We start from the raw sequence: 25,811 nt of genomic DNA, 5'->3' as shown, positions 1-25,811 counted from the left end.
GGTGGGCGGAGAGTGCGGAGGTCCGGATTCCCGTGAGTACCCCGCACCGATCGCCGGGGAGTCCTGAAGTGCAACGACCGCCCGCCCCCGGTGCCGGGCGGTCAGCATCCCCCCGTCGTTCCGCCCGCCGCTTCCTGCCCTGTCGTCAAACGAATGACGACAGGCACGGCGGGCGCCCAATGGACCCGGATATTGGACTGCCCCGTGCCCGATCCGATGCCGCCGCTGGACAAGCAGACCCTCGCCGAAGCCCAGGACGCCCGCCATGCTGGTACGCCAGGGCAAGGTCTCCCAACCGGTGGGTGCGATGATCATCCCCGCCCAGCGCGGAGTGCTGTTCGCGGTCGGAGGCCGCGACGACGAGCTCTACGTCAACGGCCACCCACTCACCCAGCAATGGGCCGACGCGCCGCGGGCCAAGATGCCGGAACCCGTGCTTCCGGACCCCGGGTGCAGCCTGACCAGCGCGAACGGATGCCAGCGCGAGCCCTACGGCGCACCCTGGTGCCCGCTGTTGACCGTGCTTTACCGACCTGTCGGGCACGGATCGGGCACGTCTATGGAGTGCGACTTCCTCGTCCCGAACGCGAACGCGGACTCAAGTGAACTTGCGCGCCTACTGTTTGCACAGCTGGCGCTCAAGGCTCTGTCCGTAGTCAACCATGGCTCCGCTATTGAACAGATGGCGTTGATCGCTCTTCCTCGACGCCGACCGGCTTCCTCCTGCCGGGAGTGTCAGTGGCTGGTGGCAGACTCCATCGACATGAGCGATCAGGTGCGTATAAGAGACGTCGGACAGGCCGATCTGGAGGAGTTCTTCGCGCAGGAGCACGATCCTGAGGCCGTCCAGCGGTCGAATTTCCCACCCCGGGAACGGGAAGCCTTCATGACCCACTGGACGACGAAGGTCCTTGGGGACCCCACCGTCTTCGTGCAGGCCGTCACCGTCGACGGAGAACTGGCGGGCAACGTGGTGGCGTGGTGGGGCGAGGGTCGGCGCTTCATCGGATACTGGCTCGGCAGGCAGTACTGGGGGCGGGGCATCGGTACGCAGGCACTGGCGCTGTTCCTGGAGCGGGAGAAGGCCCGTCCTCTGCACGCCGACCCCTTCATTGGGAACACCGGCTCGGTGCGACTGCTGGAGAAACACGGCTTCCGGCGTACCGAGACGGTCTGGTATGGCGAGCATGAGCACATCATGTTGGTGCTCGACGAGAACCCCGCCTGAGCCCACCACTGACGAACGGCCTTGACGCCCTGGGCCGCGACTGCTCGGCTCTGCCTGGGGCGAAGGTGGTCGGGATGGGAGCCCACGACGCTCACCACGATCCGGCCGGCACCCGCGAACGGCGCCCCGTCCATCCCGGAGTCTGAGCGCCCCCGCCGGAGGCATGTCCTGAAGCCGCGGGCTTGGTTCTCGTCTCATGCCCTCGGTCCTATCCACTGCGGGCGCGCGTCGGCGGCGGCAGCGCCGAGCGGGCCGAAGGCAGGAGCGCGGGCGCAGCCAGAGCCGGACGCCTTAATGAAGTAGAGAAACTCTTACCGCGTGGCCTGCTGGGCGCCCTCGTGCCGCGACATGCGGAACTCGTCCAGAAGCCCTCGGGCCTCGCTGGCGGTTGATGGTTTCCCTCGGTGCCTACGGACCGCTCCGGCCGGAGGGACAAGCCGAGCTGCGTCGGAAAGACGTCGATCTCGACCTCGACAACCTGACCGTCCGGGTCTGGCAGGCTGCCCTCGGTCTGGCGGACACGCGCGTACAGCCGGTCGTGGAATTCGGCAAGCAGGCTCTGGAGGAGCTGGCGGCGGAAGTCGCCGTAGCTCGCTGTCCGGCCCGAAGCCCATATCGGTGGCGTGCGACCCGGCATGACGGCGTGACGGATTGCCGACACGGGCGCTAACCGCCACGTTGGAGCGTCCCTGTGCGATCTGCGTTTCTGCCAAGATGCGGCGCGACAGGAGGACATGTCTCAACACCGATTTGACATGATCACGTCGATTGTAGGGAGACTCATGCGTTCCATAACGCGTATGGCCTTGGGCGCGGCGACCGCCGCTGTCCTGGCCGTCACCGCGGTCGCGCCTTCGGGGGCGAGCAGCCCGTCTGACGGTGCCTCGGGGAATTGGCCCATCATTGGCAGCGAGAAGAGCACGGCACAGGGTGGCAAGCAGGCGACGGTCACGCTCGTCACCGGCGACAAGGTTGCCGTCACCGACCTCGGTCAGGGCAAGAAGACGGTCAGTGTGCACCGCCCGAAGGGTGCCACCGGCGCCGTCCGCACCGAGACGACGAACGGCCAGATCACCGTCATCCCGGACGAGGCGCTGCCGTATCTGACCGCTGGCGTCCTCGATGCGCGGTTGTTCGATGTGAGCGAGCTGATACGCCAGGGCTTTGCGGACGGTGACAAGGGCGCTGCGGACGGGTTGCCGTTGATCGTCACCTACGGCAAGAGCGCGCGGACGGCGCCGAGTGTGCCGCGGGGCGCCGAGAAGGTGCGGTCCTTGCCCAGCATCGGCGGTTCCGTGATCCGTACCGGCCAGGAAGGTGATTTCTGGCGTGCGGTGGCCCGGGACGCTGTCAAGCCTGCCGTGCGTGCGGCGAGTTCGGGTGGTGCCCACTTCGCCGACGGTATCGAGAAGATCTGGCTCGACGGGCGCGTCAAGGGCGACATGGCCGAGTCCAACGCGCAGATCGGCACGCCGCAGGCCTGGGAGTCCGGACTCACCGGCAAGGACGTGACGGTCGCCGTGCTGGACACCGGTATCGACGCCGGGCACCCGGATCTCACGGGACGCGTCTCCCAGTCGAAGAGCTTCATCGAGGGGCAGGAGGTCGCCGACCGCAACGGACACGGCACCCATGTCACCTCCACCGTCGGCGGTAGCGGCGCCGCGTCGGACGGCAAGGAGAAGGGGGTCGCGCCCGACGCCACCCTCGCCGTCGGCAAGGTCCTCAGCGACCAGGGCTTCGGCAGCGAGTCGCAGATCATCGCCGGGATGGAGTGGGCCGCGCGGGACGTGCACGCCAAGATCGTCTCGATGAGCCTCGGCTCATCGGAGGGCAGCGACGGCACCGACCCGATGGCGCAGGCCGTGAACACGCTCTCCAAGGAGACCGGCGCCCTCTTCGTCATCGCCGCCGGAAACTCCGGCGCCCCCGGCACGATCGGCTCGCCCGGCGCCGCCGACTCCGCGCTCACCGTCGGCGCCGTCGACTCCGCCGACCGGGCCGCGTCCTTCACCAGCCAGGGCCCCCGCACCGGCGACAACGCCCTCAAGCCCGACGTGTCCGCACCTGGCGTGGGCATTCTCGCCGCCCGCTCCCAGCTGATCAGCGGCAGCGGCTACTACACCTCGCTGAGCGGTACGTCGATGGCGACGCCGCATGTCGCGGGCGTCGCCGCGCTGCTCGCCCAGAAGCACCCCGACTGGAGTGGCGCGCAGCTCAAGGACGCGCTGATGTCGACCTCGAAGCAGCTCGGCGCGTCCGCGTACGCACTGGGCGCGGGCCGGATCTCCGTGCCCGCCGCGATCAACGCGCAGATCACCGCGACCGGCAGCGCCGACCTGGGCTTCTACAGCTGGCCCTACGCGGACAACAAGCCGGTGACCAAGACGCTCACCTACGCCAACTCCTCGGACCAGCCGATCGAGCTGAGCCTGGCCGCGCAGGGCGCTCCCGACGGCGTCGTCTCGCTCGCCGACACGTCGCTGACCGTGCCCGCGCACGGCACCGCGTCCACCACGGTGACCGGTGACGGCGCGAAGGCCGCCGTCGGCAACACCGGCGGACAGATCGTGGCGAGCGCCGACGGTGCCCCCGTCGCGCACACCGCCTTCGGCCTGGTGAAGGAGAACGAGCGGTACACGCTCACCGTCCACCTCAAGGACCGCGACGGCGCCGCGACCGCCGCACGCCTCGTGCTGCAGCAACTCGCCAAGGGCAGCGACCCGGTGCCGGCGTATGTCGGCGAATCCGGCACCCTGAAGCTGCGGCTGAAGCCGGGCACATACAGCGTGACGTCCTTCCTCGACGTGCGCGGCAGCCACGGCGCCGACTCGCTCGGCCTCGGCTTCCTCGCCGCCCCCAAGGTCACCCTCGACCAGGACCGCGAAGTCACCCTCGACGGACGGCAGCTGAAGGAGATCAGCGCCAAGGTTGACCAGCGTACCGAGACCCGGCAGCTGCTCATGGAGTACAGCCGCAAGGCGAACGGCGCCGACCTGCTCGGCGCGGTACAGGTGCCCCTGACCTACGACAGCGTCTTCGCAGCCCCCACCGACAAGGTCACCGACGGCACCTTCGAGTACCGCACGGTCTGGCGGCTCGGCAAGCCGCTCCTGGAGGTCGAGGCAGGTGGCAGGCCGCTGGACGGTGCCACCGTCCAGTCCGGTAGCGCCCTCACCGACGGCCGCAGCACCGTGCCCGTCGTCGACGCAGGCAGCGGGGCACCCACCGACTACACGGGCAAGGACGTGCGCGGCAAGGCCGTCGTCGTCCGCGCGACCGGAGCGATCTCGCCGGTCGAGCTCGCTCAGGCGGCCCAGGACGCGGGCGCCAAGGCCCTGTTCGTCACCGACGACAAGCCGGGCCGGCTGATGGCCTGGTTCGGCAACGCCGACCGCACCGACCGGTCGCTCCTCACCGCCACGGTCAACGCCGCGGACGGCGCCCGGCTGCTGGCCGCGGCCAAGTCCGGCGAGCGCGTCAAACTCACGAGCACCCGCAACACGCCCTACGTCTACGACCTGTCCGACGGCCACCCCGGCGCCATCCCGGGCAACCTGACCTACACCCCGAAGCAGAGCGAACTCGCCCGGCTGGACGACAAGTTTCACGCGGTGAAGCCCGCCCAGGGCGGTGAGTTCCGCTTCTCCATCACCGACACCTTCCGTTACGGCGTCGGCTTCCTGGAGCGCATCGACTACCCGGCCGAGCGCACCGCATACGTCTCCACCGGCCCCGGCCAGAAGTGGCACGAGTCCGTGATCACCGTGCCCCGTGCCATCGAGGAACGCAGCGGCCTGGTCACCTACCGGGGCGGCACGCGCAGTGAAGTCGACTGGTTCAAGCCGGTCTGGCACCCCTGGCTCGGCACCGGGCTCGCCTGGGGCCAGCAGCGGGCCGGGAACGACCTCCAGTTCAACACCCCCGGCTGGGGCGACTCCGGACCCGACCACACCGGCTTCGGCGACGTGTGGAACGACAAGTCCATCCAGCAGACCACCGAGGTCTACGTCGACGGGGTGCGCGTCGACCGGCGCACCGGCTCGGCCGGGTACGCGCGGAAGGCCGATCCGGCCGAGCGCACCTACAAGGTCGTCACCGACACCGCGCTCGACGCCGAGCGCTGGAAGCTGTCCACGAAGGGCCACTCCGAGTGGACTTTCAAGTCCGCCAAGACGCCCGCCGACAGGTGGACGGTCCTGCCGCTGCTCAACCTCGGCTTCGACGTCGACACCGACCTCGCGGGCGACGTCCGCGCCGGGCAGCGCCTGCCCGTCGGGATCTACTCCGAGTACGTCAAGGGCGCGTCGGGTACCGGGACCATCGGCGACGGCACCCTCCAGGTCTCCTACGACGACGGCCAGACCTGGACGTCCGTCGGCCTGGACCGCGACGGGAACAAGGCCGCCTGGCACGGCACCCTGAAGGTGCCCGCCGACGCGCAGTACATCTCGCTGCGGGCAACCGCCCGCGACGACCAGGGCGGAAAGGTCACCCAGGAGATCATCCGGGCGGTCGGCGTGAAGTGACACGCCCCGGACACTGGAGCCATGGGGTGAGCCGCACGCGGCACAACCCCGAATGACAGGACGGCGCCGTCTCCCGTGGGACCCGGGAGACGGCGCCGCTCGTCGATTCAGCCCGTCGGTTCGACGATGCCGCGGACGACACCCAGCTCCAGTGAAATCACCGCCCCATCTGCGGGTCCCAGATCTGGCACGCCTCGATGTCCGGCTCCGACAGCGCGATCATCGCTTCCTCACAGTTGATGAACCCGAGCTGGGCGCTGTACAGGCTGCAGCCCCGCGGTGCAGCATCGCGGGGCTGCCCCGCCCGCTGGGGCTGGATCTTCCACGACTGCTCCGCCCTCGCCCGCTCCCGGGCACCCTGCGGTCGCTGATAGGCAACGGCATGGCGGGTTGGAGCGTCTGGGGAAATATCGGGCTCAGCCTTGGGCCAGGCTGTGTGAGGGGGGCTTGTGGAGCGGGGCACAGAGGAACAAGACGGTGCGGGGCGAGAACTGAACCCGCACGAGCGGGTCCTCGCAGAGGACCGTCGGGTCGTGCGCGGGATGCTCCGTGTAAGTACCGGCGGCGCCCATGCCGGGCTCGCCATAACGGTCTTCATCGTGGCCATGTTTGCTGCCGTTGGCGGTGCGCGGTGGGCTCTGATCGTCGGTGGAGCGGTCGCGTTCTGGTTCAGTGCCGCCCTTTTCGCACTTATCCGTGGCGGTCGCCGCGGACGGGCCGTAGTCATGCGCGCTTACCTCCTGACTTTCGGCTGGGCCAGTTGGCTGTGATCACGACGGCGGTCTGGGGCTGGCGCGAGCGTGCGGCATCGGCAGCGCCGTCGGTCACAGCCATTCACTGATCGCGGCGACCTGGACGGTGGCCTCGAAGCGCCTGACAGATCCGAGCACCCTGCTGTGGTCTATCTGGTAGAGAGCCTCTGCCTCTGGTTGGTCCCGAGACAGGCGGGGGCTCACCCCTGCGCGTCGAGCACCAGGTCCGGCCGACACACCTCACAGGCCGGGGTCCCTTCGGCAAGGCGGGCGGCCGCCTCCTCCCGGCTGAGTGCTCGCAGTTGCCTCCCAGCCGGGCATGGTCTCGGCCGACCACCAGAGGACAGGCATAGGCCCATCTGGCTGGCCCAGGTGCGCGGGTCCGGGTCCGGCGTAAGGATCGGTGTACGGGTGGTGGCCCAGATGTCTCTCCCAGCCGCGGCTGGACCGCCGCCCGACCGACCCGCAGGGGAGTCCTGGAGGTATGCATGCCGTCGACGATCTGGAGGGATGAGCGCCCCGATAGTCGTCCACGGCCTCTCCCCCTCCGGCGGACGGAGGGTCACCATCATCGGGCAGGTCGTCGGGCCCGCCCACGACGACCACGCTCGTCGAATTCCTGCGGCGGGCCGGGATCTACGAAGCCGAGCATCTCCTCGACGACCCGTACTGGGTCGAATGGCGCGGGACCTGTGGCAAGACTGGCTTCGCCACCGGAAGCGCATGGCGCGTCTGCGTCGGTGCGCCGTGTTCCGTGTGGCGGGCGAATTCCGCAAGTCCGGCCACCTGACGCGGCCCGAACGAGTAGTCCAGAGCGTGGCCGAAATACCGTTCGAGCATCGTCATGTCGAACGGCTCCCAGCGGGCGGTGCGCACGGCGAGCTCGGAGGTCTCGGCCCGGGCGAGGTGGCAGGCAACCTCTTGAACCCAGGCCACCTTGAAACCGGCTGTTTCATCCCTGCCGCTCAGCGGCTCCTCCTGATCGCCCACACCAGGACGATGCCGCTGGCGGACGTGGCGGAGTTGGTCTTCGAGGAGGCAGCTCCGGTGTGGGAGTTCCCGTCGTACCGGGGGGAGACTTCCCTCACCACCTGTATGACCGGCTGGTGGACGCTCTCCGCATCAGCGACAGCGTGATTCGGGTCAGCACGGTGCTCTCAACGCCCTGAAACACGCCGCAGAGAGACGATGACCCCGAGCTGCTGTTGCGGGCGTTCGGTCGCGGGTGAGCTGGTCAGCGGATTGTGGGCGCGACTGGCTGGTGAAGAAGGGTGCCAGGGAGATCGGCTCGGTCCCCTGTTTGGCTGAGCGCGCCTGGAGCGGAACGGTCAGGGGCGGTATAGTGCGTGTGTACCTCTTACTCAGGCACAAGGGCCCCGCCAGACTCTGGCGGGGCCCTTGTTTTGGTCAGGCGACCTGAAGATTCGGCTTGCCCTCACGCGGCGGCGCCGTGGTGTATGAAGGCAGCTCGAGGTTCGGGAGTTGGCCGTTCCTGATGGCGTCCAGCGTGTGCCGGAAGGCCGCTTCCATGTCGTCGTGGTTCTGGTACTTGGCAGCCAGTGGATGGAGCCGGTAGCTGTTGCCCTGACGGCCTTCGTTGCGGGGCCGGAGAACGATCTTGAGATCGCAGAGGGGCGCCATGAGGAGGCTGACCGCCTGGGGGGTGATCCCGTATTCCTTCGCCATGTCCTTCTGTCGTACGGGCAGGTGTCCCCCGAACTCCGAGCGGAACACAAGGTACTGAAGGAACTTCACTGCCGCCCCTGATACCGGCACGGCCCAGATGCGATCGGAGACGATCGGAGACAGAACCTCAGCCATCAGGCCTCCACCTTCCTCATTGTCTGCTGCCAGGGTTCATGCGGGGTATCAACCGATCCTCTTCTCCCTGGTATAGGCAGCCTGCCCAAAGTCGAACTCTTCCTGGTGCGGCTCTGGACCGATGTTATGAGGAAAGGCGCTGGGATCGTCGCCATGCTCGGAAGTAATCGTCGCCAGCACTTCGCGCTGAGCGGTGCTGTTGCCCTGGAACCACAGCCTCACGTTCAGCTGGATCGCCCCGTTCCCGGCTTTCTCCACCCAGTTGTACTCGCACAGGGCTTTGATGGCGCGGTTCACCGTGGACCGGGTGATCTTCTTGCCGTTCTTCTGCACGGCGAGTTTGTTCAGCCCGTCGGTGATCTCCTGCTGGGTGTACTGGGCGATGCCGGTGCCCGGGACCTGCCCTCCGGCGACGAAGAGGAAGACACACAGCTGCGACTTGGTGATGGAGTTGGCGACGGCCAGCTGCGCGAGTAGCTGGGTGAACCAGTTGCTCGCGAGGCTGTAGCCCGTGTTGCCGGCCATGTCGTGGACAGCGCGAGGGTCGTCCCCGTACTCGAAGGTGACCCCTTTGAGTTTGCGGCGGCCTCGCGGGTCGGCGGTCGGGACGGCTTCGCCGAGCTGTCTCCCCAGCACGCTCAGGATGTCGTCGTACGCGACGTTGTCGGAAGCGCGCAGCGGAACAGATCGTGGCCCGCCCGGACGGCGCCGGGCCGGCAGTTCAGATGACACATGACCTCCCTTGTACTCAGGCAGTACAGACCCTATCCGAAAAATCAACGGGAGCTTGTCTTTTGACGCACCGGCGCGCCAGCAAGACGACGCCTTCCGCCCTGAAGCGCGAGGCGGCATCAAAAATCAACGTGTGCTTGTTTTCCGTTCGACTGTGATCCGATTTATCAAGCGCTGCTTGAGTTTGTGTGTCGCATGTAGAGCACATTCCATGGATCGCCGCGGTGCCGGTTGCGCTGCTGTGGCTGCGCACGCAAGGTCCCTGACCAGCGGCGATGCGCCCCGTTTCGCGGCCGAAGCAGCAATCAAGCACTGCTTGATCTATGGAGCAAGATGTGACGGCCACGTTGACATTTCAACACCTGAAATGTGCTCCCCACGACAACATCGACCTCACAAAAGCGCAGGTCAGAGCCTTGCTAGCCGGTACGTTCTCTTACTTAAGAGCAACCAACGACCGCCATCCCGGCAAACTCTGGGGGCAACTCCCGCACTGCTCCATTCCGAAGCCGTAACTGCCGCATGTCTCCACCGCAACCCCCGAAAGCCAGCCCTGACGCAGCGGTCCTCTCCTGACATCCGCAAGTGGTCACCTGCGCCACCACCTTGCTCAGCCAATTTGAAAGGCCTCTCCAGCAGTCAACAACCTGCTGCCGCGTAGCTGACTTCGGGCGCAACGGCGGGGCACCGGAAGCCCGCCAGGGCTGAGGAGCTACCGCTCGCCGCGACACCAGTGCAGGCCTTCTTGCCATCTACCGGCTCAGCCGATGCCGTATGAACGACAGACGGGTTGGCTCACTCGGCAGGATCGCACTGCCAGAAGCGCGTATCGGATGCCTCAGAGGGCTGTGCGTGGGCTGATGTCCGTTTCGCCCTTTTGGGAGGGGCGAGCGGGCTGGCCGCGGCGTCGCCGGGCGGCTGTGGCCGCGGCTGGGCGAACAAGCCCTGCTCGGTCTCGACCAGGATTTCGCGCTCGGTCAGTCGCTTGAGCTTCAGGCGGGTGTTGTTGATGTTGTTGGGCGCTACCTCCAGGTCCATCGCCTCGCACACCTGCCGCGCCCCGCAACTGGTCGTCGGCCGCGGTGAATACCGCCATGATTTGCTGGTAGGCCGGATGGTCCGGCAGCTTCGGGGCCGGTGGCACGAGTGGCTGCGGATCGGGCAGCTCCAGCAGCGTCTTGCGGGTGATCCGGACCTCCTCGGCGGCCCGGCCGAGCTCGTCCAGTCGTGCCGTCAGCTGCCCGATCTGCTCCCCCGTCGCCTCGGCCTGCGCGGCAATCTCCCGTTCCCGCTCCTCCTGCTGCGCCAACAGCGCCCCGAGGGTCAGCTCCCCTCCGATCATGCGTTGCGTCAGGCCGCAGCGGTGGCCCCGGTCAGCCGGCGCAGTTCACCGCGGTCAACGCCCAGTACACCCGCGACTCCGAACTGCGGGGCTGGTGCTCATAGTCGCGCACCAGCCTGCCGTGCAGCATCAAGAACCCGTGGGCACGCTCCACGATCCGCCATTTGGGGATCGGCACGAGCCCGGTCTGGACAGGGTTGCGCTCGACGATCTCCAACTCGATGCCCACCGTCTGACCGTGCGCGACGACGGCGTTCTTGAAGTCCTGGTCGACCAGGACCTTCTCCACGGTTGTCGGTGTCGGCGGCGACCTCGTCCAGCAGCGCGATGCCGGCGGCGTTGTCGTACACGGATGCAGCGAGCACCACCACCGCGATGACCAGGCCCAACACGTCAATGGCCAGGCCGCGCTTGCGGCCGGTAATTTTTTCGCCGCATCACGCCCCGTCGACTCCGCGGGCACCCCGGCCGCCGCGTGCACGCTCTGAGTGTCGAGCACGACCAAGCTCGGGTCCGCCGTCCGCCGCGCCCTCTTCCGCACCTGCCAGCGCCGCAGGTCGTGGATGGTCTGGTCGGTGCCGTCGTCGCACCGCTTGGTGAAGTAGCACTTCACCGCGCCGCGCGGCGGCAGGTCGTACGTAAGCAGGTCCCACTGGCAGTCGGTGCGGCCCTGGTAGAGGAGCGCGTTGACGATCTCCCACATCTCGTGCCGACCCTGGTGGCCGCTGACCGAGGGGTGTGCAGCCTTCTATTCCGCGATCGCCGGCTCGATCAGCGCCCACTGCTCATCGGACGGGTCGGTCTTGTAGGGCTTGTGCTCGCTCGCGGTGGGCAGCTCGGCACATCCCAGCCGCCGACCGGCTGGGATGCCGCAGTTCCACACGTTCACGTGACGACAAAACACCTACCAACTCACATACCGCCCTCTCAGAGAGGGAACGTTATGCCGAGTTCTTGCATGGCGCTGGAAGGAGGTCCGCCTTCTGAGCGCTCCGTCTTTCGTCCCTTTCGTGCCGGGGCGAGTGTGCGTGGGTCGATGGCCTCGGCGGGCGCGCCGGAGGCATAGACGCCGTCGGCGTCGGTGTCCCGGTCGTGGGGCAGGAGCCAGAAGACACGTCTGCGGAAGGTTCCTGAGGAGCGCGAAGGTTTGGCTTTGGGGCCGAGGAGTGCGTAGCCGACCATGCGCCCGTCTCGGTGGTACGCGGGCTTGGCTCGGCGGGTGGGCAGCCGGTCGAGGCTTTGGCGTACGTAGTCGAGGTCGGTCGTGTCCTCGAGCCAGACGAGTTCGATCTCGTGGCAGATCTCGTCTTCTGTAATGAGAGAGCTCACGTTGTCTCCCCGTCGGCGAGCAGTCCGATGCCCGGATAGTACTTGCGCTGGTTGGACACTTTCATTTCCTTCGGCGATGCGAGTCCGACCAGTTCACGCACGCGGGTGGCGAAGGCTCGGGATGAGATGGCAGGTGCTCCTTCATTTTGGCACCAGTCCTTGTAAGCGGCGTAGAGCCTGGTCTGCTCGGCTCGCTGCTCTGGGTTGAGAGCGCAGCACTCCTCGAGGAAACGTCCGGTGTGGTCTTCGGTTTCTGCGTAGGCAGTGGTGGCGATGCGGACTCGTTGGGGGCCGGTGAGGTTCTTGTCGCCTGCGAGGTAGCGGCGTGCTCCCTCGATGAGCCAGTTGAGGATGCCGGGGCCTTCTTCAGCGACCAGGATGTCGGCAAGGTTGTCGATTTTGCGGTCGTCGGAGACGACGCGTTCGAACGGGATCATCCTCATGCGGCGCCAGAAGGCGAAGCCGCCGGTGCCGACTTCGGGACGGTGGTTGCCCAGCAGCCAGAGCTTGTGGGTGGGGGCGAAGCTGAAGAAGTCCTGTCTCATTCGGCGGGCTTTGATTCGGTCTCCGCCGGTCAGGAGTTTGACGCGTGCCTCGTCGAACTTGTCACCGGGTTTGACCTCGGAGCACACGATGACGCGTCGGCCGTGGAGTTCAGCGAGGTCGGTGGGGTGGCCCTCGTAGGGTCGGGCCATGAGGAAGCCGGGCGGGGCGGCGTCGGCGTAGTCGCCCAACAGCTTCATCAGCACATCCAGGAGGACGGACTTGCCGTTTTTGCCGGATCCGAACAGGAACGGCATTACCTGTCCGCCGACGTCGCCAGTGATCGAATAGCCCAGGAGCAAGTGCAGGAAGCCGATCATTTCCGTGCCTTCCGCGTCGTCGCCGAAGGTGTCGGCAAGGAAGCGGTCCCATCGTGGGGTAGGGCTTTGTGTCGGTCCGGTCGAGGTCGAGCGTGAGTGGAAGTCCTTGTTCGGGTCGGGTGTTCTCAGCAGGCCGGTACGCAGATCGATCACCCCTGAGGGTGTGCACAGGACGTAGGGGTCAGCGTCCAGGAGCGCAGCATTGAGGACCATGCCCGGGGCGGCCTTGGCCTGGGTGAGCATGGCATTCATGCCCGACGTGCTCAGCGCCCGGCGTCGATGCTGCTGCAGCGCTGCCGGGGTGTAGACGCCCCGAGGGTCGCTGACGGCCAGGTTCTCTGCGAGGTCGCCGGCTGCCCAGATGACGGCGTCGTCTTCGTCGATCTGCCAGCGGGTTGCGTCCCATCGGAACCAGCCGAGGCCGGGAACGTGGCGGTAGTCGTTGGCATACAGCTTCACGAACAGTTTGGCGTTGCCGCGGTCCGAGAGTGTGTCTGGTAGCAGGCCGACGGCCGTGGCGGGATTGTCGTGCACCACCGCCAAGCGCGTTTCGCCTGCCTGAGCAGGGAGCGATGGTGCCGCTTGAGCGAGGATCTGGGCTGCTACGGCTTGCGGATCGAAGTTGAAGAGGAAGCCGTCGCCGCTGGCGGAGGATGTCATGAGCGACTCCCCGGGTCCAAAGGATGCTGTATGCCAGCATTCATGCCGCTGCGGATGATCTGCTCGATGCGGCGCGTCTGGCGGGGGCGGGCGACGTCGGCTACCTCCTGCAGTGCTTGAGCCGCGGCTTGCTCAGCAAGGTGCCCTGCCGCAACCAGTCCGCCTGCCGTGAAGGCGGCACGGTTGAGCTTGTCCGAGAATCCCGCTCCTTCAGCCACGGCTGAACAGGCGGCGACCTCTCCGAGGACAGTGGCCAAAGTGCGGCTGGCACGGCTCGCGCCTCCGCCGGCCGCAATGACAGCCTGGCGGGCACGTGGCGGAACAGACCGTGGGGCAGGAACGCTTGGGGCCGGAAGGTGCCCGGTGCGCTCAAGTTCTTGGGCCAGCCACGTCGGGAGCGGTGCAGGTTCCCGAGTTGTTCCGAGCGGTGTGTACGTTCCTGCACTTGTTGTGGTGCCGGGGGCAATGATGTAGCCGCCGTGAGCACGGACGTCTACCTGCCAGGCCAGGGCTCGGCCGCCGCTCGATCCGGTCGAGCACTGCCAGCGTCGTCCGTCAGTGGCGCGGTACCAGACGTGCAGCCCTCCTGATGGTGTTCGTACGCGCAGGGTGGATTCGTCGTCAGCGGGGCTCGCTACACCACGCAACGCGGCCAGGACGGCAAGGGTGTGGTAGCCGTTGGCCAGTCCCCGAAGATCGACGCCCTTCGGGATCGGGATGCCCGGCAGGATCTGATCCCGGTCCGGGAGCGGCTGCTGGTGAGCGTCGACATCGATGACGACCAGTCCTGCGGGGCCGCACGCGATGCCTACACCGAAGTCAGGCGTGTAGCTCCACCATTGGTCGATTCGGGCTCTGTCGAGGGTTGCTGCGTGAAATCCGTGGCACCACCGACCAGCTGCCCGGCAGTCGCACCTGTGGCGGGAGTGCCCTGCCTCACGGCACTGGGCGCAGTTTCCGGCTGGGGTCTTACGTCCAGGCGTCAGCGGGTGTACTGGCCACCCACGGCTGGCACACCACCTGGCCGTAGCCAGCATCAAGGAGTCAGCGACTGAACCTTCAGGGACTGACTGCCTTGAGTCGCTGCGAGAAAAGCGCAGCTCAGCAGGCATGTGGTTCCCCCATTAGCGACTGAAGCGACTCAACAATGAACACACACTAGCGAAGTGCGCGGCCAACCTGCCCACACCCCCTGAAAAACGGAAGGCCTCCGTGTCGGGGCAGGCCGTCAGCCAGCGACCGAAACGATGGGCAGCGACCCAGCGGCGTTTGGTCGCTCACCTCCTAGCTCACCGAAAACCGCAGGTCAGAAGCCTCTCGGAGGACAGAAAGCGACTGAAGCGACTGAAGTCTTCTATATATGACGCACACGCGCACTCAGGAATGACGTCATATACCGGCATCGTGAGTCGCTTCAGTCGCTGCTCCATTTGGACGATGCCCTCTGAGCTGCAGGTTTGACGTATCCCGAGGCAGCGACTGAGGCTGCTCCGGGCTGTCTGGCTTGAGTCGCTGGGGCAGGATCCTCACTGGCTCAGCGACCGAAGCGACCGAAGCGACCGAAGGAACAGGCCGGCATTCCAGGAACAGACACCCATGGGGTTCAGTCGCTTGCGTCGCTGTACCGTCGTTTGCTGGTTGGCCCCTCCGACGGTTTGGTGGCCCGGGTCCCAACCCGGCCGTTCTCAGGGGTGTCGCCAAGGGGTGCGGCGGGTCATGAGAACGACCGTGCGTGACGTTCGTGGCCAAAGGTCGCCCGGGCGGCTCCCCGTAGCGCCGGTTTTCACCGCCCCCGCAGCGCCCAGCGCCAGTCTGGCCACCATCGCGTCGGCGACCGTCTCGGCATACTCCCGCTCCAGGCCGCGCCGGGCCGCCACCTCCAGCACCCGCTGCCGCACCTCGGCGAGCTGTTCGGGAGCCAACGAGGGCACCGTCGCCGGTTCCGCGTGTCTGCGGAAGACCCTGCGCAGTAGGTCCCTCGCCCCATGGGGCGCACAATCCGCCGCCCGCTCCCCCAGCTGGCGTACGGTCTGGTCCAGCGCCAGCCACACCGCCCCCGTAACCAGCGCGGTGACCTCACCCGCCCCAAAGCCCAACCGCTCCCGCCGCCGCCCGTCCCTGTGCCTCAGCCTCCGCACGACCGTGGCATCACCGAACCGCGCCAACCCCTCCACCACGGGCAGTTCATCCCGTGCAACCACATCGCGTGCGACCTCCCGCAAGGTCCCTGGGGTCGTACGCCCCTCGTACGAGGCTGCCTGAGTCCCCATCCGGGTCCCCCTACGCCCACGCCCGGCCGAACTCCGCCATGACCACGCCAACCCGACTGAGTACGTCAGCATCAGCCCCACCTCTGGCGCGGCTGGATCAATAGGTCATCTATCGTGCCGCGGCCATCCGTCTGGTTCTGCCAGCCTTCGACGAGGTGATGGACGATCTGCCGTGCCGTCAACTGGTACTCGTCCCGGCAGTCCTCGCTCTGGGAGAGCGCGCCGATGGGGCGGGTATGGCAGTACAGGGCAAGCAGCTCCCCGACCAGTGGCGAGAACGGCTGGGCGATGGCGCCAAGCTCGTCGCAAGCCCGGTAATCGCCCGGCACCGCCGAAGCGGCCGGCATACATGCAGCCTCCTTGAATGGGCGGCTGGATCTGAAGAGCATGAAGTCTTCCTCCTGCTGAGGGGGTGGTCAGGCAGCAACGGCCTGCGGGCACAGCCACGCGTCGGTGTGGTCGACGGGGCCGAGTACCGGGGTGAAGATCGGCTCGAAGGGGCCCTGGTCGCGGAGTTCTCCGAGGGTGGTGACGCCGGCCCGTAGCCCGGTGGTGGCGAGTGCCGGGTCGCCGGCCGCGAGGCTGCGCAGGTCAGCGATACGCCGTGCCAGTCGGGTATCGGAAGCGCCGGTGAGGACCAGGAGCAGACGCGGGAAAGCCGGGTAGCGGTAGCGCCAGGCCGGTGCGGCCCGCCGGCTTGCTTTGGCTCCGCGGCCGGAGGGCGGTTGCGGAGCAAAGGCGTGGTAGGCCGCGTATGCGTGGAGTTTCTGCGCGAGGCGGGCGATGGTCATCTGGGTGCGGTCGACTTCGACGAAGAAGGTGAGCAGGGTGCGCTGTTTCGCCTTCTGGTCGGCGTGGACGTAGTTGAGAACGGCGTCAGGGATGAGGCTGAGCTCTTCACCCGGGCGGGCGTCGTCGCGATAGTGGTGCGAGATCTCGGGTGACCAGTCGAGCGGTCCGCATTCGTGGCCGAGGCGGCGGGCCCAGTCGACAAAGGCCAGGCCCGTTTCCACCGTGGCGAGGGTGTGTTCCTGCAGCGGGCCGAGAGCGGCTTCCGGGCTCATCCGGTACGGGCGCTGAGGCAGCAGACCGACCGATTCAATGGCGTTCGCACCCTTCTCGGTAAGCCACCACAAAAGCTCGGTCTGGCCGGTGACGCGGCGGCCGACGGTCTCGGCCAGGCCCGTCTCGCGTAAGGAGTGCAGTTGCCGGCGCAGGTACTCGGCGCGGGAGTGGTGCGGGGTGATCAGCTGGTGCAGCTGCCTGGTGGAGACCAGGCGGTGCTGGTAAAGGACCTGCATTGCCTGCTGTGCGATCTGGCCCAGGCCTGTGGGGCCGGTGTGCGGGTACGGCATCACAGTGCTCCGCTTCAGTCGATGAAGGTGGTGGGGTCGCCGGCGCCGTTCGCGCCGCGGCGGCCGCCGGTGTGGTGGGCGAGGACGACGGCGTCCAGGTCTTCAAGGGCGGCGAGGATTTCGCCGACAGGCCGGCGCCGGAGGTTGGTGTCGATCGCCTTGTCCAGGTCGAGCACACCGGCGGGGTTGTCGTAGTGCGCGAACAGCTCCTCGACCGGCAGGCCGCGGACCCGAAAGGGCTTTGTCGGGGTGCCGTTGAGGTTGATCGACATGACGTAGTGGTATTTCGGAAGCTCGGTGATGGTCTCTGGGGTCACGTGCCCGTTCCAGCGCCTGGCGACGAACGCGGCCTCGTCGAAGTCGGCTGCGCACGTCGACAGCAGGCTCTGGTTCTGCAGCAGGGACTGGCGGGTGATGGCACTGAGCCGCAGAGCCATCTGCGTCATCCCGATGAACCGCACCTCGTACTTGCGTAGCTGCTCGGCGATCGCGGCGAGGAAGCCCTTCGATGAGGAGTCCAGTGCTGTGAGTTCGTCTCCCCAGGCCCAAAAGGTCCTTCGCTGGTCTCTCGGGGTGTCCTGGCGGGACAGGCCGGCGCGGTGCAGATCGTGGATGAGCAGGCAGGAGACGAGTGCGTCGCTCTCGCTGCCGGAGGGGCAGACGAACACGACGCGGCTGGTGTCCATTGCCGTGCGGATGTCGTACGCGGAGCGCGGACTACCGAAGAAGGCCTGCAGCGCTGGGGAGGTGTCGAGACGGTCGATGGCGTAGGTGACGGTCGGCACGGCGTCCCCAGCAAGCTTTGGGAACGTCTTCTCCCAGTAGTCACGCACCCGTTCCGGCAGCTTCGGCAGCAGCTGCTCGCGCCACTCCTCGTCCGTCAGCCAGCTCCGTAGTTGGAACAGCGTGCACTGGGCGTCCGGTTCGCCGGTCCGGACGGCCTGGTGGTTGAGCATCGCCAAGGCCTGGGTGGCGCGGGCCAGGATGGTCCGGGCGCGCGGGGCATTATCGCCCCAGTTCTGGGCTGAGGCGATGCCCTCGGTGACCGCGCGGACGACGTCCTTGACCGCGCTCAGAGTCCGGCCTTCCATGCACAGCGGGTTCCAGGACGCGACGAGCTGGTCCGGTTCGCAGTGGGCCAGGTTGATCTCCCACACGCGGGAGGCGATGCCGGGGTGTGCCAGATACGGCTTTGCTCGCACCCATCCCTCGCCGTGCGGGTCCAGGAACCAGGTGCCGTACCCGGAGTGGGCCATCGCGATGCACTGCACCAGCGCGGCCTCGGTCTTGCCGTGGCCGGACTTGCCCAGCTGCAGGCCGAAGAGGAGGTCCTTGACGCGGGCAGCGCCGATGCGCTCGCGTCCGTCGGCGTAGATGACGGCGCCGAGCGGCACCAGGTCCCGCTGGCCGGTGTAAACGGGCAGGTTGGACGGTGCCGGCGGAACCAGGCCGCCGGAGCGCACGACGCTGGAGGCGCGGCACTTGATGGTGGGTGGTTTGAGGAAGCCGGCCAGCTCGGGCACGGTCAGCCACTGCCGCTTGCGGGGTGCGAACTCACCGGTGGTGAACCGTTTCTCGAACGAGGCGATCCGCCATCGGGTACGGGGACGGTGAGGCTTGAGGTAGTTCTCGCCGGATGTGGCGGAGAACGCAGCGATCAGCTGATTCATGCGGGCCAGTGAGATCTGCGGGTGCCCGGCCTCGGTCCGCAGCAGCAGCTGCACGGCGAACACGGCGCCGGCCGCCGGATCGAATTTTCCGACGCCGTCGCGCAGATCGGTCATGCGGGGCAACCGCTTGCCGCGGCCGCCGCCAGCCATCTTGCCGCCGGACCAGGCAGCGAGTACCGATTCCCACGCCCCTCCCCCACCGAGGCCGCCAGTCAACCGCTCGCCGTACGCGGAGGGGCCGCGGCGCTTGGACTGTGCCAGCAGCCGACGCCGGCGCCGGACGAGCCGACGTTCGCGGACGGGGACCAGGTCGAGCACGACGTCAGCCCGCTCGTCGTCCTCAGTGCGAACCGATGCCATGGCGGCCGCCAGCTGCTGGAGCGGGTCAGGGTTCAGGCCGAGGGAGGCAAGCGGCTTCCGGTCCGGCAGCGCCAGCGTCAGTTCGACGCGCTGCACGTAGCGATGGGACAGACGTCGGCGGTTGTTACCGGTGGGGGACTTGGTGAAGTCGAAGGTGGCGGTCACTTCGCCCTCTGCGGCTGCTGGGGGAATCGGACCGGCTGGATGTCCTTCTGGGCGCGGTGGGCCCGGACGTCGACCTCTGCGAAGCCGGGCATGGCCAGCACGGCGGCCGCAGTGGCTGGTCCCTCCAGGAAGCACCGCATCGTGCCGTCGTCAGCGCTGTAACGCAGCCGAACGGCCGAGCCGCGTGCCGGGACACCGCCGGCGGCGTGATGAACCCGGCCAAGCTGGCGCGCCCACCGGCCGACCTCGCCTTCGCCCGGGTCGAACGTGGAGGTGGGAACCACTTCCACGGTGACGCGGTCCGCGAGGGCGTCCCGTACGAGACGGGCGCGCCGCAGGGCCACACAGATCCAGATGACCAGGGCGGTCGCAGAGAGAGCGGCCAAGTACGGGACGGCGGCGGTGACCCAGTCGACGGCGTCGAAGAAGCCCTGGGCGTCCGGAAGGTCGGTGACGCTCACACCGGCCGCCGGGTGATCTCACGGAGCGCTGCGTGCATGATGGCCTCCTGGTCGGTGTGGGAAGAACTCCCCCCCCACCTGGACCAAGTCAGTTCGGAAGGCCGATTCAGACACCAGCCACGGGACTTTGCTTTTCCTTCGCTTCCGAGTGTCTGGATCTCAGGGCTCCGCCCGCTGCCGGTTAAAGCAGTCGCTCATTGATCGATAGGGTCACGGCCATGCGGATCAAGATTGTTGTAGCTGTCAGTGCGATGGGCTTACTGGCCACGGGCTGTGCGGAGGGAAGTTCCAGCTCAGAGAAGGATGCAAAGCAGACACCAGCCGCTGCCGTGCTGCCGCAAAAGCTGACCAAGCCGAACACAGAGCCGGAGCTGGAGCCGCAGCCCTCCCCGGCCGACGATGCCTCATTCGATGAGAATCTGACGTACGAGCTGCGTCGCAAAACCCTCAAAATGGCTCAGGCCACAGGCAAGACCACCGCCGAGTGCCCCAAGGACCTGGGATCCAAGAGCGGTACGCGGGCGACCTGCACAACCACCTACGAGGGTCTGAAGGTGGCGTGGGATGTGACCATCGGCAAGAAGTCCGGCTGGTCGGACAACGTTGTGGAATTCAAGGCAGTCCCGGACAAGGGCATCCTCACCAGCAACGGCGTCGCGCGACTGCTCTACGGCAACTACCGCGACAGCATCGACCACGCACGGTGCAACGACATCCCCAAGGCCGTACTGGTACCCCTGGACGTGAAGACCAAATACTCCTGCGAGGTCGTCTTCAAGGGCAAAACCCCGGGCAGTGTGGCCCAACCGGTGCGCGTCACGGACGCCGGACCACGGGTCTACTGACCACGAAACCCCACGGCCACTGACACCCACCCCGAGACCGGCCAGACGCGGCACTTTGGGTGAGCGAAGCTTCTTCCACGCCATTCTGCCCGGCTGCTCAGCCGGCCGACCGCTGCGGTCAGTCCAACTGCCTGCACACCTGTGGCGGGCACACGGGTGCACACTCCGGCTGCTGCCGACGGGCGGTCAGTGCTGGTTGCCCGTACGGTCGGTATGAGTGCCCTGACAGGACGGTACTCGTGTGGCCCCGCGGGCCCGTCGCACGTACCGCGGGGCCCCTTCCCTTGGCGCTCACATCCCGCCACTCGGCGCCTTGCCGCCCGCGATCCGGACGGGGGTGCCCAGTCTTCCGGCTGCTACTCGGCGACCACACCGCCCGTTTTGGGTCATGACACCGTTCCTACCGGCACCTCGACTCGCCAACCGCTGGCACTGGGCCGGTGCCCTCTCTGGACGTGACGGCTCGCGAACGGTGCCGATTTGCTCGCGAGCCACCACGCCGATCAGGGTCCGTACGTCGAGAACGTCGAGGACCTTCTCGACGGGTTCCAGATCGTGCGGCTAGAGATTGCCGGACGCTCTGACGAGATGTGACAGCGGTATCGGCGACCGGCGGGGTCGTGCCCCTCGCAGCCCGACCACGCGGCAAAGGTGCACAAGGATGCCGAGGTGCCCATCCCGCACGAGACCAACCGGGCCTACGACGGTGACATGCTGCGTTTCGCGGAGTGGCGCGAGGCTGGGTGCTGCCCGCCGCCCGCAGACCGTGACCGCCTGAGAATCAGGGCGCGATGCGACGGGCAACCAGGATCGTTCCATGGGCCGCGAGCTCAGCCACTTCTACGACGCGCCCTGGTCGGGGGGCGTGCACGACCAACCCGTCGCCGATGAACATGGCGACATGTTCCGGCCGGGATGCGGTGCCGTTGGTGAAGACCAGATCACCCGGCTGGAGCGCCTTGGCCGACACTGCCCCTCCGTCGTTGATCTGTGTGTAGGTGGTCCGCGTGATTTCGATACCGGCCACACCGTAGGCGCGTTGCATCAGGGAGGAGCAGTCGCACCAGTCCCGGGGGGTGTTGCCGTGGGGGTTGGTGCAGGTGCCGCCCCACTGGTACGGGGTGCCGAGCTGGCCGAGCGCCCAACGGATCGCGTTGCGTGCCCGGACGGGGGCAGTGACGGGGATCTGGTATCCCTCCGGCAGGCTGCCTGCGGGGATGCCACCGTAATCGGTGCCGATCTGAGGAATGCAGCCGGCCGCGAAGCCGGCCAACGCGGGAGGCATGCCGGAGATGGCGGCTGCGGTGCCGAGCGTCGGAGCAATGGCCTGCTGCAGGACGGTGGCCAGCGCTTCATGCTTGGCGTACGCGTCGGGCAGGCCGGACTTCTGGACCTTCTGGGCGGCGACGGTGATCGGCATGCTCTCCCAGTCCGTGAGGGACTTCAGTGCCTTGTAGAACCTCCTGGACGCGTACACCGGATCCATGATCTGCTCTCGAGTGCCCCAGCCCTGGGAGGGGCGCTGCTGGAACAGGCCGAGGCTGTCCCGGTCGCCGTGATCCAGGTTGCGCAGGCCCGACTCCTGCAGGGACGTGGCGAGAGCGATGACCTGGCCGCGTGCCGGGATCTTCATCTGCGCCCCGGTCGCCACGATGGCTTTCGCATTGGGGAGCTGTTCCTTGGGCGCGGGCAGGCCTGCGACCTTGACGTCGCTGCTGCTGCCGGCGAGCACCGCCTTGACCTGCTGGGCGACCTGGACTGTGTCGACGTTCATGCCGCCCGGCCCGTGGGCGGCGCACTGGGCCCGTGCGGTCGCGGCTGCGGCTTCGCTCTGCCCGATACCGGCGACGTGCGCGGCGATCGCCGCCAGGAGGACGATCGCCAGCACGATCAGGCCTGCGCCGCCAGCCAGCCACTTCCTGTTCCTCTGCGTCACGACGGTCCTTGCGCAGGCCTGCGCCGACGAGCCAGTTCCCGCTCCTCCCGGCCGGCGAGCCAGGCGTCGAATCCGCCCGGCCCCCTCACGGATCGGCTCGGTGGTGTGGCCGCCCGCTGGGTGCGGCGGGAGACGGCACGGTGGGCCTGGACGTGCCGACGGGGACGGCTCGTCGGGTCTGCAGCGGGCGTGCCAGTCGTGGATGTGGTGGACGAGGTGGCGGCGGGAGCGGTGCTGGGGCGCAAGGTGCGGGCAGCGGATCCAGTCCGGCGCGGCGAGCCGGCCGGACGCGTGGGGCCGGCGGGGCGTGGCGGGTATGTCGGCCCGGGCGGGCCGCCGTGGGGGCCGCTCGGCGGCGGCCCCTGTGGTGGGGGGCCCGCGCCGCCGGGTGCGCCCGGCGGGTTGCCAGGACGCGGTGCAGGGCCGCCGGCGGGGCGGGCATGGTGCGGCCGGCTGTGGCGGCGGCCGGTTTGCATGCGGGTTACCAGGGCTGTGGCGCCGACAGTGCGGGGCATGGAGTAGGCGATGGCGGCGAGCGGGTTGCCCTGGGCGAGAGAGACACCGGCCAGGGCGCCGCGGACCAGGCCGCGTGTGGTCTTCCTGACGATGTGGCGGTTCTTGGGGACTGCCGAGGTGGAGGGACCGCTGAAGACGGAGCCGTGGGTGCCGCCGATCCGGGCGGCTGACATCTTGGCGCGGAAGTTCGCGGCGGTCTGCTTGGAGCGGGCTGACAGCTGCTTGCGCTTCTTGACCGCGCCGATGCACACGACGTCGACCACCAGGAAGCGCAGGGTCAGTTCCCTGCCCCAGTCTTCCTGCACGGGGTCGAGGACGGCCTGGACGATGAGGATGAACACCGCCAGTGCGATGACGGCGGTAAGCATCTGGCCCAGGGAGCGGAGCACGGAGGCGGACCAGTCCCACAGAAAGGCGCGGCCGGCGCCGGGGATGGTGCCGGCGATGAGGGCGGGCTCGCCGCGGATCGCGTCCCAGGCGATGCGGCACTGCGCGACCAGGAAGCTGCCGGCGAGGCCGGAGATGAGGATGCAGACGATGATGGCGGCGATGAGGAGGAAGAGTGCGCCGCCGACCTTGTCGAGGCTGGCCTTCTTCGCAGCGTCGGTGTCACCGGGCACGCAGTGTTCTTCGAAGCGCTCCATGGGCGGGTTGCCGAAGTGGTCGACGGCCCATCGGGTGCTCATGTCGATCTGTGTGTCGTACCAGGAGGAGACAGGCAAGCCGAGCCGACGCGTTCTTCCGGGGCCCACGGGCCGGGTCGACCATGACCGGGCGGGCACCGCCGGAAGCGAGCTGCAGCCCGAACAGGCCGCCCCGTTCGTCGCCGAGCTGGGAGCCGCACCAGGGCGTGGCCATCGCGAAGTGCCGGGCGAGCAGGTACTGGGCGTACCCGGTCATCACCCGCGGGGTGCGGCAGCCGGGCAGCATCGCGTGCCACAGGCTGATCTGCTCCCCCCCCCCGCGAGCAGCACCTCCCCCAGGGCCGCGACCGTACGGCCGCGACCGCGCACCACCGGTTCGGTCCCATTGGGCAGGAACGGCTCCACCAGCCCACGGCGTGCACTGTGCCCGTAGAGCGGGCGACGACGTAGAGGGCAGCGATGGTCATGTGACCGATGTCGTCGAAGATGCGGCCACCGAAGGAGCGGACCTGGCCGCGGGTCATGCGGACCGCGGCCGGGATCATCGCCTGGACGACGATGCGGGCGGCGAGCGTGGCCGATCGGTCACGGCCGACCGCACGGCGCAACAGAGCGCGCAGCACGGCATCGGTCAGCGCATCGGTCACAGCCCCGCTGGGCGGCTGAAGGACGGCGAGCAACTGGGTGGGGCCGAGACCGCACACCCAGGAATCGGTCACGGCCGCAACTTCGTCAGCCAGGTGATCGGCCACGAGCCAGTCGGTCACGGCGGCCTGGACACAGGCATCCGCGCACAGGACCTCCCACTCCACGTCCAAGCGGTCAAAGACTCCACGGGCAGTGGGGGCAGTCGGCGTCAGGTTCAGCACAGCACTTCTCCTTTCGGATGTCGTGCCATGAACCCTCCTCAGACCGGCTTGCCCAACTCCCTGAAATAGCAGACGGGCGGCTTGCCCATGTGGCGGGCAAGCCGCCCGTGACCGATTGGGCAAGCCACCTCAAGGGGTGGGCAAGCCACGATGACCGGTCGATGCAACCCCCCGGACAACTTGCATGAGCAGTGGGCAAGCCCTGCCGCGTGAGGCGGAACAGTGCCGCTCGGACAGGCCCGTCGGCCACACCGGCGAGGTGACCGATGAGCACTCTGCCGGTCATGACCGATGACCGATCCGGGCCGCATCGGTCATCGGTCACGGGCGCCGGAATCGGTCACGGCGCCATCGGTCACTGGCCATCAGGCACCGGTCACACCCCCGGAATCGGTCACGCGGCAGGGCTCGGACATGACTGTGGCCGACGACCCGGATCGGTCATCGGCCACTCGTCAGAACGGTTCAGTCAGCTGCTGACCGACCGGAGATGCGCGCGGCCCTGCTGCCGCCGCTGCTCCGTCAAGTAGTCGGCCGCTGCATTGACCCGTCGCTGACCGGTCTTCGGAGACAGCTCCAGACGGCGGGCGACCTCCGCCCCGGAGAGCTTCTGGCCGGCCTCCTCGGCCTCGGCAAGCCACCCCGCGACCGTCACTATCTGCTGCTGCACAGGGTCCAGATCAGCCTCCTGGGTCTGCTGCTCGGGCAGTCGCGCAGTGGCCTCTCCCGTGTCGGAGACCGAGGCCTCCCATACGGTCGGCTCCCCCGGCGCGCCGTCCCCAGCCACACCCGCCGTCGGGGCATTGCGGGGAGACTGCTGCGGCACTCCCCCACCGGCCGCACGATCTTCTGCCGCCGAGGCAGTCGGGACCAGGACCGGCTCGACCGCAGACGGCTGCGAGGCGGCAGCCGGCTCAGTCATGGCAGCCCCGGAAGAGGAGCGGCTGTCACCCGATGCGTCAGCCCCTGCGTCTCGGTCATCCGTTTCGTCAACCACGGCCGATCCTGGCTGCGCGACATCATCGGTCTCTCGCTCTTGCTCGTCAGCCGGCACGGGCGGCTGCGGAGCCTGCATCTTGAAATCCTGCAGGATCGGCCTGAGCTGTCCCTCCGTGAGCACGCTGCCGGTGACGGGATCAACGACGCCGTACTGAGCGAGGAAGAGCCCGAACTGGCGGGCGTTCGGCAGCCCGCCGTACTGAGCGATGAATCCCTGGACGGCCTCGGTGTAGTCGACGTCAGGCAGAACAGGCTCGTCCAACACGACGGACTCGGCACCCACGGGCTCAGGCGAGGGCTCTGTCTCCGGATGAACGGCCGGAGCTGCCCCTGTCTCGCCAGGCTCCAGAGCACGCAGGTGCTCGCCCACCAGCTCGGCGTGGTGGTGCACCGTTTCGGCGGCGGCCGGGGCCGGGGGCAGCAGGGCGGGTTCGATGCCGGCTGCGGCCAGGCCGGCCGGGCCGG

22 protein-coding genes and 1 pseudogene are annotated in these 25,811 nt (G+C 68.0%); 6 read left to right on the top strand and 17 right to left on the bottom strand.

Features of this window, described 5'->3' with window-relative positions; translation table 11 throughout:
* Positions 1-763 precede the first annotated feature (763 nt).
* The 3 genes and pseudogenes from ACFU6I_RS24140 (at position 764) to ACFU6I_RS24130 (ending at position 5,757) form a co-directional block, all read left to right on the top strand.
* A complete protein-coding gene (locus ACFU6I_RS24140) occupies positions 764-1,228 on the top strand; it encodes a GNAT family N-acetyltransferase (RefSeq protein ID WP_384370444.1) in 465 nt (154 codons plus the stop codon).
* Positions 1,229-1,592: 364 nt separating this feature from the next.
* Positions 1,593-1,733 (top strand): annotated as a pseudogene (locus ACFU6I_RS24135) (site-specific integrase); the annotation flags it as partial.
* Positions 1,734-2,010: 277 nt separating this feature from the next.
* Entirely contained in the window at positions 2,011-5,757 is a 3,747-nt protein-coding gene (locus tag ACFU6I_RS24130) for a S8 family serine peptidase (RefSeq protein WP_384370360.1), read from the top strand.
* A gap of 1,388 nt (positions 5,758-7,145) precedes the next feature.
* Here ACFU6I_RS24130 and ACFU6I_RS24125 read toward each other — a convergent pair.
* On the bottom strand, positions 7,146-7,499 hold the full coding sequence (locus tag ACFU6I_RS24125) for a hypothetical protein (protein WP_384370461.1): 354 nt from the start codon (positions 7,497-7,499) through the stop codon (positions 7,146-7,148).
* Between the two features lie 9 nt (positions 7,500-7,508).
* On the opposite strand from ACFU6I_RS24125, the gene ACFU6I_RS24120 reads away from it, so the two are divergent.
* A complete protein-coding gene (locus ACFU6I_RS24120) occupies positions 7,509-7,646 on the top strand; it encodes a hypothetical protein (protein ID WP_384370459.1) in 138 nt (45 codons plus the stop codon).
* A 270-nt stretch (positions 7,647-7,916) separates the two neighbouring features.
* Here ACFU6I_RS24120 and ACFU6I_RS24115 read toward each other — a convergent pair whose 3' ends face one another.
* The 13 genes from ACFU6I_RS24115 to ACFU6I_RS24055 all read right to left on the bottom strand — a co-directional run bounded on the left by ACFU6I_RS24115 (position 7,917) and on the right by ACFU6I_RS24055 (position 19,537).
* Positions 7,917-8,330: a hypothetical protein gene (locus ACFU6I_RS24115; RefSeq protein WP_345509478.1), complete on the bottom strand. Its 414-nt coding sequence runs from the start codon at positions 8,328-8,330 to the stop codon at positions 7,917-7,919.
* 48 nt (positions 8,331-8,378) lie between these two features.
* A complete protein-coding gene (locus ACFU6I_RS24110) occupies positions 8,379-9,062 on the bottom strand; it encodes a replication/maintenance protein RepL (RefSeq protein WP_384370357.1) in 684 nt (227 codons plus the stop codon).
* 795 nt (positions 9,063-9,857) lie between these two features.
* Positions 9,858-10,100, bottom strand: a complete 243-nt coding sequence (locus ACFU6I_RS24105) for a hypothetical protein (RefSeq protein ID WP_384370355.1) — start codon at positions 10,098-10,100, stop codon at positions 9,858-9,860.
* Positions 10,101-10,435: 335 nt separating this feature from the next.
* Positions 10,436-11,107, bottom strand: coding sequence for an IS5/IS1182 family transposase (locus ACFU6I_RS24100; RefSeq protein ID WP_384370352.1), 672 nt, complete (start codon positions 11,105-11,107; stop codon positions 10,436-10,438).
* A gap of 45 nt (positions 11,108-11,152) precedes the next feature.
* A complete protein-coding gene (locus ACFU6I_RS24095) occupies positions 11,153-11,293 on the bottom strand; it encodes a hypothetical protein (RefSeq protein WP_384370349.1) in 141 nt (46 codons plus the stop codon).
* 38 nt (positions 11,294-11,331) lie between these two features.
* Complete coding sequence (locus ACFU6I_RS24090; protein ID WP_345509481.1) at positions 11,332-11,733, bottom strand: DUF6009 family protein; 402 nt, start codon at positions 11,731-11,733, stop codon at positions 11,332-11,334.
* Positions 11,730-13,256 (bottom strand): phage/plasmid primase, P4 family, encoded by a 1,527-nt coding sequence (locus tag ACFU6I_RS24085; RefSeq protein ID WP_384370346.1) that lies wholly within the window; start codon positions 13,254-13,256, stop codon positions 11,730-11,732. The genes ACFU6I_RS24090 and ACFU6I_RS24085 overlap by 4 nt, the downstream gene beginning before the upstream one ends.
* Positions 13,253-14,293, bottom strand: a complete 1,041-nt coding sequence (locus tag ACFU6I_RS24080) for a bifunctional DNA primase/polymerase (protein ID WP_384370441.1) — start codon at positions 14,291-14,293, stop codon at positions 13,253-13,255. Before ACFU6I_RS24080 ends, ACFU6I_RS24085 begins: the two co-directional genes overlap by 4 nt.
* 648 nt (positions 14,294-14,941) lie before the next feature.
* Positions 14,942-15,526: a hypothetical protein gene (locus ACFU6I_RS24075; RefSeq protein ID WP_384370344.1), complete on the bottom strand. Its 585-nt coding sequence runs from the start codon at positions 15,524-15,526 to the stop codon at positions 14,942-14,944.
* Positions 15,527-15,597: 71 nt separating this feature from the next.
* Positions 15,598-15,873 carry a hypothetical protein gene (locus ACFU6I_RS24070; protein ID WP_384370341.1) on the bottom strand — a complete coding sequence of 92 codons (276 nt, stop codon included), beginning with the start codon at positions 15,871-15,873 and terminating at the stop codon, positions 15,598-15,600.
* A gap of 69 nt (positions 15,874-15,942) precedes the next feature.
* Positions 15,943-16,881, bottom strand: a complete 939-nt coding sequence (locus ACFU6I_RS24065; protein WP_384370338.1) for a replication-relaxation family protein — start codon at positions 16,879-16,881, stop codon at positions 15,943-15,945.
* 14 nt (positions 16,882-16,895) lie between these two features.
* Positions 16,896-19,076 carry an ATP/GTP-binding protein gene (locus ACFU6I_RS24060; RefSeq protein ID WP_384370336.1) on the bottom strand — a complete coding sequence of 727 codons (2,181 nt, stop codon included), beginning with the start codon at positions 19,074-19,076 and terminating at the stop codon, positions 16,896-16,898.
* On the bottom strand, positions 19,073-19,537 hold the full coding sequence (locus ACFU6I_RS24055; RefSeq protein ID WP_384370333.1) for a hypothetical protein: 465 nt from the start codon (positions 19,535-19,537) through the stop codon (positions 19,073-19,075). Before ACFU6I_RS24055 ends, ACFU6I_RS24060 begins: the two co-directional genes overlap by 4 nt.
* Positions 19,538-19,755: 218 nt before the next feature.
* Between ACFU6I_RS24055 and ACFU6I_RS24050 the strand changes: the two genes are divergently transcribed.
* Entirely contained in the window at positions 19,756-20,382 is a 627-nt protein-coding gene (locus tag ACFU6I_RS24050) for a hypothetical protein (RefSeq protein WP_384370331.1), read from the top strand.
* A gap of 781 nt (positions 20,383-21,163) precedes the next feature.
* Here the strand turns inward: ACFU6I_RS24050 and ACFU6I_RS24045 are convergent.
* Entirely contained in the window at positions 21,164-22,318 is a 1,155-nt protein-coding gene (locus ACFU6I_RS24045) for a C40 family peptidase (RefSeq protein WP_384370328.1), read from the bottom strand.
* Entirely contained in the window at positions 22,315-23,520 is a 1,206-nt protein-coding gene (locus tag ACFU6I_RS24040) for a hypothetical protein (RefSeq protein WP_384370325.1), read from the bottom strand. Before ACFU6I_RS24040 ends, ACFU6I_RS24045 begins: the two co-directional genes overlap by 4 nt.
* A 425-nt stretch (positions 23,521-23,945) precedes the next feature.
* Between ACFU6I_RS24040 and ACFU6I_RS24035 the strand changes: the two genes are divergently transcribed.
* Complete coding sequence (locus tag ACFU6I_RS24035; protein WP_384370322.1) at positions 23,946-24,416, top strand: hypothetical protein; 471 nt, start codon at positions 23,946-23,948, stop codon at positions 24,414-24,416.
* A gap of 400 nt (positions 24,417-24,816) precedes the next feature.
* Here the strand turns inward: ACFU6I_RS24035 and ACFU6I_RS24030 are convergent, their stop codons facing one another.
* Positions 24,817-25,629: a hypothetical protein gene (locus tag ACFU6I_RS24030; RefSeq protein ID WP_384370320.1), complete on the bottom strand. Its 813-nt coding sequence runs from the start codon at positions 25,627-25,629 to the stop codon at positions 24,817-24,819.
* Positions 25,630-25,811 lie beyond the last annotated feature (182 nt).

It is taken from the genome of Streptomyces sp. NPDC057486 (assembly GCF_042802415.1).
GTDB classification, from domain to species: domain Bacteria; phylum Actinomycetota; class Actinomycetes; order Streptomycetales; family Streptomycetaceae; genus Streptomyces; species Streptomyces yanii.
This window is presented reverse-complemented; position numbering and strand designations above follow the sequence as displayed.